The following is a 10,475-nucleotide window of genomic DNA, read 5'->3' as shown; positions in this document are numbered from 1 at the left end:
GGCCGATTGACCCCCGTCGAGTACGAGACCATCATGACCCCACCCGCAGCCCTGGCTGCATAAACCCCGCTGTCACCCGATCATGCAGCAGTCCCCCGGTCCAGATCGCGAGGAGTAGCTGAAGTTCGCGGGCGACTTGGTAGAGGCTCAGGCCGGCGCCGTCTCTTTTGGGGACCGGGTGATGCGCTGGAGGGTGCAGAAGGCGTGGGCGACGGAGACGAGGGTGACGTGGTGGTGCCAGCCTCGCCAGGTGCGGCCTTCGAAGTGGGCCAGGCCCAGGGCCTGTTTCATCTCGCGGTAGTCGTGCTCGATGCGCCAGCGCAGTTTCGCGGTGCGCACGAGTGTGGCCAGCGCCGTGTCGGCGGGCAGGTTGGACAGCCAGAACTGGACGGGTTCGGGCTGGTCGGCGGGCCATTCGGCCAGCAGCCAGCGCACGGGCAGTTCCGGGCCGTCGGTGTTCTTGCGGATTTCGCGTCCGGCGGGCCGCACGCGCAGGGCCACGAAGCGGGAGTACATGCGCTTCAGGCCGCTGCGGCCGCTGCCGGGACGGGAGCCTTCCCGCCACTGCACCGGCCGGGCAGCCTGCTTGCCGGCCGCGATGACCAGCTTCTTCACCGTCTGGGCCGGCTCGGGGTAAACCGGCTGGGGCCTCGGGCCGCGGCCGCCGTAGGGCGGGGTGTGCGGCCGTGCCGTTTGCGGGTGGGCGGTGGTCGTGGTGGAGATGCCGACGGCGTAGGTGAGGCCGCGTTCTTCCAGGCCGAGGCGGAAGGCTGCCGTATCACCGTAGCCGCCGTCGGCGACGACGAGCGGGATGTCGATGCCCCATGACCTGGTCTCGTCGATCATGTCCAGGGCCAGCTGCCACTTCTCCACATGGCCGATGTCGGCGGGGATGCCGCACGCCGTGCGGCGGGCCACCTTGGCCGGATCGGCCTTGGGCGAGGCAGGATCCCAGCTCTCGGGCAGGAACAGCCGCCAGTCGACGGCGGCCGACGCATCGTCGCAGGCCAGGTGCAAGGACACCCCGGCCTGGCAGTTGGTGACCTTGCCCGCGGTCCCGGTGTACTGCCGGGCCACGCACGCCGAGGCGTCCCCGTCCTTGAGGAAGCCGGTGTCATCGACGATCAGCGCGGTCGGTCTGATCACCTGCTGTATCCGCCAGGCCAGGCGGGCCCGCACATGCGCCGCGTCCCACGGGCTGGTGGTGATGAAGTTCGCCAACGCCTGCCGGTTGCCGTCCTCGCCCAGGCGGGCGGCCATCGGTTCCACCGACTTGCGCCGCCCGTCCAGCAGTAGGCCCCGTAGATAGACCGTTCCCCACCGGCGTTGATCCGCCCGCGCGAACGGCTCGAACATCTCCGCCGCGAAGTCCTCCAGATCACACCGGACTGCGGCTAACTCCTCACTCAGCACATCAGGTCAACGGAACAAGCGATCAAACGGACACGCCACCGGCGAGTGAACCTGACCAGGCCCTACTAGGGACTGTTCGGCCGATCGTGTGACGGGTCGGGTGGGGAGTCCGTGGTGCGTGGCGGGGCCCGACGTGCACCGACCACCCGTACCGCCGTAGCGGAAGTCGCCCCGCCCCGGGTCGGCCGCTGCTGCAGCCGCTGGAACGCCAACCGGAGCGGACCTTGGCCGAAAGGGCGAGCTCGGGTCAGGTGTGCGCGTCCTCGCGAGTGCGGCGGCGGTAGGCGGCGGCGTTGATCCTGCTGCCGCAGTTTCGCTTGGAGCACCAGCGTCGGGTACCTGCCCGGGAGCGGTCGATGAAGAGACGGGTGCACGGCTCACCGGCGCAGTGCCGGATGAGCAGGCGGTCGGATCCGCCGAGCAGGTCGCTCGCGCTCGCCCCGAGAGTGGCCAGCACCTCCTGGACCCCACCGAGGCGTTCCACCCGACCCACGTCGTGGAGCGTGAGGCGGACTGGGGGGTGCGCGGTGGCCTGCTGAACTCGGGCGACGTCCTCGGAGTCGGACGGCCTGCCCTCGGCGGTCGCCAGTGCCAGCCGGTAGATCGCCTCACGCAGGGCACGTGCCTTGGCCAGTTCCGCCTGGCTCACCGTCTCCAGCGTGTCCACCACGCCGGCTTCGACAGTCCACCGGGCGAAATCCTGCGGCTCGACCAGCAGTTCCTCGCGGCGCGTGGTGCGCCAAGCCATGGTGGCGGCGAAATCGAGGGCCAAATGATCACTGATGAAGGCGAAGCTCACCCTTCGAGTATGAACGGCGGGAACGCAGAGCATACATACCGTCATACCTTCAGGGTATGACGAAGGCAGGATGGGTCGCGTGGGGCGCCCTGGCAGCAGAGTCCCGGTCTGGAGGCATGCAGTGCTTACACGGACGTCCGTGAAGTCGGAAAAGCGTGTAGGCGTGCAGAAGTGGGTCCTCATGCGCTATCTGCAGGTGGCTCTGCTGGTCCGCCTCGCGTCCGAAGGGGCTCGGGTCGCCCTGGTGGTGCTTGCCGTGGACCGTACTCGAAGTGCCGGCTTCGGAGGTGCCCTCGTCGCGGCTCTGCTGGTGCCCAGCGTCGTCGCCGCCCCGCTGGCCGGTGCCGTCGCCGACCGAGTCCGTCAGCGTCGGCTGTTTCACGCCAGCTGCCTGGTCTTCTACGGGACGGGGCTGGGCGCCGTCGCGATGCTGGTCGGGCGGGTCTCCGCTCCCGCCGTCCTGGCCGTAGCGGGTGCAGCAGGCTGCTGCACTCCTCTGTTGACGGGAGGCCTGACCAGTCTGCTGAGCGACCTGCTGCCGCCCGCAGCGCTGAGCCGTGCCTTCAGCCTGGACGCCGTCTCCTACAACCTGGCCGGTATTGCCGGGCCGGCCCTTGCCTCCGCCCTCGCGGCGTCAACCGGCCCCGCCGTCGCACTCTTGGTACTGGGCGCCGGTGCAGCCGCCGGCGGGCTGCTTGTCTTCGCATTGCCGCTGAGCCACCGAGTCGGAGGGACCCGCGCGCTGCGCCCCGCCGACCTGGGTGCCGCAGCCGTTCTGCTGGTCCGCCACCCGTCGCTGCGCTCGCTCACATGGGCCAGCGGAGTGGGTCAGCTCGGGATCGGTGCCCTGCCCGTGGTCTGTGTGCTGCTCGCCGCTCGCTACCAGACGCCCTGGGCCGCAGGCGGTCTGATGACGGCCATGGCCCTGGGTTCACTGACCGGCTCCCTGGCGTACGCCTGGCGACCATGGGGCAGCCGCCGCCCCGAACGAACCGTCCTCATCATGCTGTTCGCGACCGGGGCGGCGCTGGCCCCCGTGCCGTGTGTGAACAACGTCGCCGCGGCGGCCAGTGGCTTCGCACTGGCCGGGTGCTGCACGGGCCCTCTCTTCGCCGCGCTACTCACCGGACGCGATCGCTACGCGTCCCCAACCACCCGGACCCAGGTCTTCACCTTGGGAGCAAGTATCAAGAGCACCTTCGCCGCAGGCGGAGCCGCGCTGGCGGGCAGTTGGCAGTCCGCCGGGTCGGGAAGCCTCGTCTTCGCAGCGGCCGGCTGCCAGATTGCCGCTGCCGGCCTGGGCGCACTCTTGTTGAAGGGACGACAGGGCAAAGCGGACTGCCCGCTGTCGGAGACGAGCATGGGGCACTGAACCTTCTCCTTCCGACTGACAGTCAGCTGCGCCACGATGCCCGTTCGGAGAACCATCTGACGGCTGATCATCTGCTGTCAGCGAATCCGCCTGGCCGGACGGCCGTCCCAGTGGTTGTGTGTCGGCATGGAGATCTTGGTTCTGGGCGGGACTGCATGGGTGGGTCGGGAACTGTCGCGGCAGGCGATCGAACGCGGCCATCGGGTGACCTGCCTCGCGCGTGGGGAGAGCGGAGAAGTCGCCGACGGAGCGACACTGGTCGCCGCCGACCGGCGCGATCCCTCGGCGTACGTGCCCCTGGTCGACCGGGTATGGGATGCGGTCGTCGAGGTGTCATGGCAGCCGGGCTTCGTTCGGGGAGCACTCGACGTGCTGGGGAGCAAGGCCGGGCACTGGGTCTATGTCTCGTCCGGCAACGCCTACGCCTCCCATGCCACGCTGGGGGCTGACGAGTCCGCGGCCCTGCTCGCCCCGACCGGCCTGAGCGAGGTCGACCGCGAGTTGTACGGCGAGGCGAAGGTCGCCTGCGAGCAGGCGTCGACGGCGGCTGTGGGCGACCGCCTCCTCATCGCACGAGCCGGGCTCATCGGCGGCCCGGGCGATCACAGCGGCCGCTCCGGCTACTGGGTCGCCCGCGCCGCACGCGATCCGCGAGGGCCGATGTTGGTCCCCGACACACCGGCCATGCCCACCCAGGCGGTCGACGTGCGGGACCTCACCTCCTGGCTGCTCGACTCCGCGGAGACGGGTACCACCGGCACATACAACGCGGTCGGCCCGGTCGTTCCGTTCGAAGAGTGGATCGAGCTGTCCCGTGCCGCCGGCGGGCACACCGGTCCGGTGGTCACCGCCGACTCGGCGTGGCTGCTCGCCAACGGCGTGGCCCAGTACATGGGGCCCGAATCGCTGCCGATGTGGCTGGTTGAGCCGGGCTGGGAAGGGTGGTCGGCCCGGGACGGGTCCTTGGCGGGCGCCGCCGGGCTGAGTCACCGGCCCCGGGCGGAGATGCTGGCCGACACGTTGCGCTGGGAACGCGAGCAGGGGCTGGACCGGGAAAGGCGCGCAGGCCTCAGCGCACAGCGCGAGCGCGAGTTGCTCGACGCGCTCGGCTGACGGCTCCGGTCCGGTCTCGCACATCCGAGCGTCTGTACAGGCGTCTTCTGCACTGACTTCCCGATCTCGTGGTGGGGCTGCCCGGGAACCGGTACGGTCACCGGCAGGCGATGCCCAGGTGCTCCGCACCGTGCCAGGACCAGGCGGGATGTGCCTGTTCAGCCGGGCTTTGTCATCCCGCCCAAGGGAGTCCGGCGCGGGGACACCCTGCGATGGCTGATCCGCCAGCCGTCAGCGGTGCGCACGAGGGTGTCGTCGTAGGAGACGGCACCACAAGAGCCGTCCGCCTTGATGCCCAGACCCTTGGAACGGACCTGCACCCTGCCGTCCGCCGACGCCGTGACGACGACGTTGGTGACGTGATGCGCGACAGGGTTGGCCGCTCCCAGCGCCCATGCCGCTTCTCGGACGGCCGCCACCCCGTACAGCGGCTCCTGGTCGAAGTCGGTGAGATCGTAGACCACATCGGCGGTGAACAACTCCTCCAACCGGTCAAGGCTTCCGTCGTCAACAAGATGACCATGCAGCGAGACCAGTTCGGTAATGGCCAAGCGATCCTCAAGAGCGAGCGACACACGTCTCCTCTCCGACCCGGCGTGGAGAGCACCAGGCCGAGCATCGATCCGACGTCAGCACGGCGCCACACCGCTCAGTGAGTTCGCGCGCATCCGAAGTGGGCAGGGCCGTGCACGTGCTGATCGTCTCGTATCGACCGTCAGCCTGCCACCGACTTGTCCACCTGTGCCACGATCGACAGGGGCAGGCCGTTGCGGTCGACGAGGTGCAGCTTGGCCCACACCGGAGCCTCCGTCAGGACCCGGGCCGGTTCCTGACCGCCGCAATTTGGCGCGTTACCGTGCAGGCACACACTGCCACGCCCCCGCATACTCAGTCTGAATCCGCCGGGGCATATGCTGCACCTCCCGCCCTGAAAGTCCGGACACGACGCGCCACAGGACACCCGCACCACTGCCGTGCAGCGGACGGCGTGGGCCGCCCGGGGCAGCGCTTCAGCACCTCCACCGCGACACGCCCGGGCCTGCCGTGGCCCAGGATCACCCAGGAGGGGACACCGTATGACCAGACTGCAACGGACCAGACGCTTGGCCTGTACCCTGGCCGCCACCGCCCTGGCCACAGCCGGCCTGTCCGGCACCGCCGCACACGCCACCCAAGCAGCCCCGCAATCCGCCGCTCCCGAGGTCGGTGTCCAGTTCAATCCCGACGGCGACGGCGGTCAGTGCACCGGGGCGACAGGCCAGCAGTGGGCCGCCTCACCGGACTGGACTCCCGCCATCCGCATCGACACCGACAACCGCTCCGGAGGCTGCCAGTTGGCCTTCGGCATCTACGACCCGGACCGCACCCTCGCCGGCGCATCCATCAGCTACACCTTCCAGCCCAGCAGTGACGAGGCCTCGGGCCAGTGCGGCAACTACCAAGGCACCTACCCGGTGCCGATCAAGCGGTTCCGCACGTTCGGCCAGACCGTCAGGATCGACACCGACAACCGCCCGGGCTTCTGCAACCTCACTTTCAACGTGTCAGGCCGTGATGACGTCGGCCTCGACGTGCAGTTCTACGCTGACGGCGACGCAGGCCAATGTGGGTCGGCAGACCACCCGCCCCTGCCCAAGGACCAGTACCAAACGGCGTACGACGGCAACCCGGTGACGATCAGCATCGACACCGATGGCCGCAGCGGCGGCTGCCAGTTCATGCTCCGCGTGCAGCGTTTCTAGTGCTGCGACCGCTGTCGGCCACGCCGGCGGTGGCCGTGCACGGTGCGGCGCCCGGTGACTTCAACGGTGACGATTACCGTGACGCCGGGCTGCCCGCGCCGGGGCCGCATCGCGGACGGCCGGCCGACGCGCTCATGGGGTGGGGTCGCGCACCAGATGGACGAGAGTCGACGCGTAGTCGTCAGCGTCGAGCTCCAGGACCAGGCCGTGTGTGAGCAGGACGGCGCCATGGTGCAGAACTCCCATGGCGGCAACCCGGTACCGTGCCGAGGGGTCGAGGGAGGACGCTGCCCCGGACACTGGTCGACGGCGAGGCGGTGGATCACATCGCCGCGGCGCACGATCGGCCACGCGGACACGGAGGTCCGTCGTTCGACCGCGAGACACAGAGCCGTTCGTGTGGCGTGCCACGATACCGGCACCTGGCCACGCTGATCGGCGCCGCCTTGGCTCATCCATGCCAAGATTTCGAGGGTGGAGATGAACGACGTGACGCGTGCGATCGCGGCTGCGAGGTGGGTCGCCGCATCGCTGGACCTGCCCGCCAACGATGCAATCGTTCTCCATGACTCGAACAAGCTGGCACTGCGGCTGACGCCATGCGACGTCCTTGCCCGGGTCGCCCCTGTGGGACAAGAGGTTGCACACTTCGAGGTCGAGCTGGCTCAGCGGCTCGACGAGGTCGGATGCCCAGTGCGTCCCTTGGAGCCACGGGCAGACCCGCGTGTGTACACGCGCGACGGCTTCGCCGTGACGCTGTGGACCTACTACGAACCCGTGACGCCTCACACCTCACCAGTCGACTACGCCAACGCGCTGGAGCGGCTGCACGCCGGAATGCGGAAGGTCGATGTGCCGAGCCCGAGGTTCACGGACCGGATCACGGAGGCGGAAGAAGTCGTCGCCGACCCGGGTCGCTCGCCGGAGCTCGCCGACGCGGACCGCGTGTTCCTCGGCGGCAGGCTAGCAAGCCTGCGCCGAGCGATCGACGACCGCGGCGCCGTGGAGCAGTTGCTCCACGGAGAGCCGCATCCAGGCAATGTCCTCAGCACGAAGCACGGCCCCTTGTTCATCGACCTTGAGACGTGCTGCCGCGGACCCGTCGAGTTCGACCTCGCCCATGTTCCCGAAGCGGTATGCGAGCACTACCCGAACGTTGACCGAGGGCTGCTGGACGAGTGCCGGCAGCTCGTTGTCGCGATGGTCGCCGCGTGGCGTTGGGAGCTTGGCGACCAGTTTCCGAATGGGAGGCGATGCGGGCAGGAATTCCTGCGCTTGCTGCGCGAGGGCCCTCCTTGGCGGACACCCGGTAACTGACTTTCCAGATGCCTGACGACCACACAGCAGCCGACGTCACCCTGGGTGTTGGTGGCAGAATGCCAAGGTGGATTCGATCTTGCGTGCTGCAGGCGAACTGTTGGGTGTCGAATTGTCCGGCCCGCTTGATCTGGTTGGCAGCTCGCGTAGCACCGTGTTGCGTTGTGAAACCGCCGGTGGCGGCAGCGTGATCGTCAAGGCGTTCAGTAACGAGCCCGAGTCCCTGCGCTGCTTCACGGCTGAGGCCGCTGGGCTGTCCCTGGGGATCGCGGGTCCCGGGGTTCTGGGTGTAGACCCCGAGGTGCCCTTACTGGTCATGGAGGACCTTGGGAACGCACCTACCCTGGCGGATGTTCTGCTCGGCAGTGATCCGACGATTGCTGAGAACGGGTTGCTGGCCTGGGCCCGTGGGCTCGGGCAGCTGGCCGCGGAATCGGTGCACCGGCGCGCCGATCTCAGGCGGCTGTGGTCCCGGTACGACAAGGGCATGCCGTCCTGGGAGGACGAGCCGTGGATCGAGCAGAGGGTCGCTGCCCTGCTCGCACTGCTCGAGGGCGCCGAAATCGCAGCCTCTCCGGCTCTTGCCGAGGAGTTGGCTCGGATTGGCACAGCGGGTGGGGAGGAGTATCCAGCCTTCACCCCGGGGGATACCTGTCCAGACAACAACTTGCTCACCTCGGAGGGACTGCGGCTGATCGACTTCGAGGCGGCCTGCTACCAGTCGGTGTTCCTGACGGCCGCATACTGCCGGATGCCGTTCTCCAGCTGCTGGTGCGTCTTCACCCTGCCAGCCGGGACAGCCGCGGCGATCGAGCAGGCGTATCGCAAGGAGGTGGTCGGCGTGTACCCGGCGCTGGCCGAGGACGAGGTGTGGCAAGCCGGCATGCGGCAGGCCATAGCGGTCTGGACAGTGGACGCGACGGTGCGGCTGCTACCCCGCACCGTGGAGGACGGGCCGCTTCACAGGACTCGACGTCCGGCCCCGACGAGGCGCCAGGTGCTGAGGCATCGATGGGAGATGGCGAGCACGCTGACGGAGTTTCCGACGTTCGCGCAGACGATGCGGTCACTGTTGCGTGAGGTTGCCGGAAGCTGGGACGTGGCGCCGCTGCCGGGGTATCCGGCTTTCGCCAGGGTCGAGTGAATCGTCTCAGGCATCGGTCGAAGCATCGACCAGCGGCTGACGGCGCGTCGGGGCAGGATTTTCGGAGCGTTTGGCGATTTTGTACCTGATGGCCTGTGCGAGCGGATGGTTACGTTGCTCCCGCCGCGGCGTTCTCGGCGGCACCGCGATCCTGGGCGGTTGCCGCACGGTCGCTTCCCGAGGGCCGTCAGCGCAGCCGGCGTGCCCGCAGCACCAGGTCGTCGGTATGGTGCGCGCCGGCGCCGCCGCCAGGTGCCAACCGCGGTCGTTGCTCGTTCACCTCCACCTCCCAGTTGTCGTCGAGTTGAGCGGCCACCATCGAGGGCCAGACATAGTCCGCCGGATCGAACCCGCTGTCGTGCACCGGCTGGGTGTCCATCCCCGCGTGGTGCACGACCAGCAGAACGCCGCCGGGGGCGACGGCCGCGAGCAGCGCTCGCTCGGCTGCGGCGTTCGGGGTGCGCAGCAGGGCTGGATACTGTGCGGAGACCAGGTCGAAGGAAGCCGGGGGAAGCACCGCTTCCGTCAGTGCGGCGTGAATCCAGCGAACGGTGAGGCCGGCGTCCCGCGCGTGCCCCGCTGCCCGCTCCAGCGCCACGCCCGAGACCTCGAGCGCGGTCACGTCCCAGCCGCCGCGCGCGAGCCAGACGGCATCCGCGCCCTCGCCGCAGCCGACATCGAGCACCCGTCCGGGCGTGAGCCCGGCGACCTCGGCCACCAGCGCACCGTTGGGCTGGCCGCTCCACAACTGTTGTCGGTCGGCGTATCGGTTGTCCCACTCCGCCCGCACCGCGGGGTCTCCGACATACTCGTCGGCAAACAAGGGGATGTCAGACTTGGAGGATCCTGTGATGTTGTCGGTCACGGGCCCACCGTCACCCAACGTGTCCCGGTCCCACCACTCCTGTTGCCGCTCCGGCAAAAAATTCGAGCCTCGATCACCGCGCGCAGCGCGTCGGATCTACACGCCCCAGCCCGCGGCATCGCAGCTGACTGTCCTCGTGCACGTAGGCCGCCAGCGCCTTTGTCGCAGGCTCTCGATGGGACGGTCCGCGGCACTTCCCGGACTTCGGCGCCCTCGGTTCGCCCGGCGGCCTGGCCGAGCCGGTGTCCGGTTGGCCGCCTGGGTCAGCGCCGGGCCTTCCTGTCAGGCGGACTGGTTGGCCTGAGTCCGTGAAGGAGCAGTTCGATCAGTCGGCGGGGGCCGTAGCGCGGATCGCTGTCACGTCCGACGCACAGGTTGCCGATGCCGCGCATCAGCTCGGGAGGGCTGTGTGCCGGGATTGATGTCGCCGACGTCGGGAAGTGCCGGTAGACCGTCCCCATCCCGACGCCGGCTTTGCCGAGAGCTGGCGGATCGGCGCGTCGACGCCCGAGGCGACGAAGACCTCGGCCGCGGCGGTGAGCAGCGTCTGCTCGTTGCGGACCGCGTCGGGCGCTTGGCTCGGGTCGGCGCCTTCCAGGTTGGGCTGACGGTGGACACAAGGCTTACCTTCCCACGCCATTGACAAGCGGAACATTGCTCCGAATAGTAAGGGGAGCACTGTTCCGGTTTCAGGCTGACCAAGGCCGGAC

Annotated in this window: 10 protein-coding genes and 1 pseudogene; 5 read left to right on the top strand and 6 right to left on the bottom strand. The window is 69.0% G+C overall.

The window, feature by feature from the left end:
* Positions 1-147: 147 nt before the first annotated feature.
* Together ACWC21_RS34330 and ACWC21_RS34325 are read right to left on the bottom strand one after the other, a co-directional pair.
* Positions 148-1,413, bottom strand: coding sequence for an IS701 family transposase (locus ACWC21_RS34330; protein ID WP_450887659.1), 1,266 nt, complete (start codon positions 1,411-1,413; stop codon positions 148-150).
* A gap of 247 nt (positions 1,414-1,660) precedes the next feature.
* Positions 1,661-2,212 (bottom strand): CGNR zinc finger domain-containing protein, encoded by a 552-nt coding sequence (locus ACWC21_RS34325; RefSeq protein ID WP_450887657.1) that lies wholly within the window; start codon positions 2,210-2,212, stop codon positions 1,661-1,663.
* 139 nt (positions 2,213-2,351) lie between these two features.
* On the opposite strand from ACWC21_RS34325, the gene ACWC21_RS34320 reads away from it, so the two are divergent.
* Together ACWC21_RS34320 and ACWC21_RS34315 are read left to right on the top strand one after the other, a co-directional pair.
* Complete coding sequence (locus ACWC21_RS34320) at positions 2,352-3,584, top strand: MFS transporter (protein WP_450887655.1); 1,233 nt, start codon at positions 2,352-2,354, stop codon at positions 3,582-3,584.
* A 126-nt stretch (positions 3,585-3,710) separates the two neighbouring features.
* Positions 3,711-4,697, top strand: coding sequence for an NAD-dependent epimerase/dehydratase family protein (locus tag ACWC21_RS34315; protein WP_450887654.1), 987 nt, complete (start codon positions 3,711-3,713; stop codon positions 4,695-4,697).
* Positions 4,698-4,855: 158 nt separating this feature from the next.
* Here the strand turns inward: ACWC21_RS34315 and ACWC21_RS34310 are convergent, their stop codons facing one another.
* Entirely contained in the window at positions 4,856-5,272 is a 417-nt protein-coding gene (locus ACWC21_RS34310; protein WP_450887653.1) for a nuclear transport factor 2 family protein, read from the bottom strand.
* Between the two features lie 501 nt (positions 5,273-5,773).
* Here ACWC21_RS34310 and ACWC21_RS34305 point away from each other — a divergent pair.
* Entirely contained in the window at positions 5,774-6,439 is a 666-nt protein-coding gene (locus ACWC21_RS34305) for a hypothetical protein (protein WP_450887651.1), read from the top strand.
* A gap of 132 nt (positions 6,440-6,571) precedes the next feature.
* Here ACWC21_RS34305 and ACWC21_RS34300 read toward each other — a convergent pair whose 3' ends face one another.
* Positions 6,572-6,898, bottom strand: a complete 327-nt coding sequence (locus ACWC21_RS34300; protein WP_450887650.1) for a GH36 C-terminal domain-containing protein — start codon at positions 6,896-6,898, stop codon at positions 6,572-6,574.
* A gap of 21 nt (positions 6,899-6,919) precedes the next feature.
* Here ACWC21_RS34300 and ACWC21_RS34295 point away from each other — a divergent pair, with 21 nt between their 5' ends.
* A complete protein-coding gene (locus ACWC21_RS34295) occupies positions 6,920-7,756 on the top strand; it encodes a phosphotransferase (RefSeq protein WP_450887666.1) in 837 nt (278 codons plus the stop codon).
* 67 nt (positions 7,757-7,823) lie between these two features.
* Positions 7,824-8,900, top strand: coding sequence for a hypothetical protein (locus tag ACWC21_RS34290; protein ID WP_450887649.1), 1,077 nt, complete (start codon positions 7,824-7,826; stop codon positions 8,898-8,900).
* Positions 8,901-9,087: 187 nt separating this feature from the next.
* Here ACWC21_RS34290 and ACWC21_RS34285 read toward each other — a convergent pair whose 3' ends face one another.
* Both ACWC21_RS34285 and ACWC21_RS34280 read right to left on the bottom strand, forming a co-directional pair.
* Positions 9,088-9,765 carry a class I SAM-dependent methyltransferase gene (locus ACWC21_RS34285; protein WP_450887647.1) on the bottom strand — a complete coding sequence of 226 codons (678 nt, stop codon included), beginning with the start codon at positions 9,763-9,765 and terminating at the stop codon, positions 9,088-9,090.
* Positions 9,766-10,028: 263 nt separating this feature from the next.
* Positions 10,029-10,383 (bottom strand): annotated as a pseudogene (locus ACWC21_RS34280) (TetR/AcrR family transcriptional regulator).
* Between the last annotated feature and the right edge of the window lie 92 nt (positions 10,384-10,475).

The sequence above is a fragment of the Streptomyces sp. NPDC001348 genome (assembly GCF_053597535.1).
This window is presented reverse-complemented; position numbering and strand designations above follow the sequence as displayed.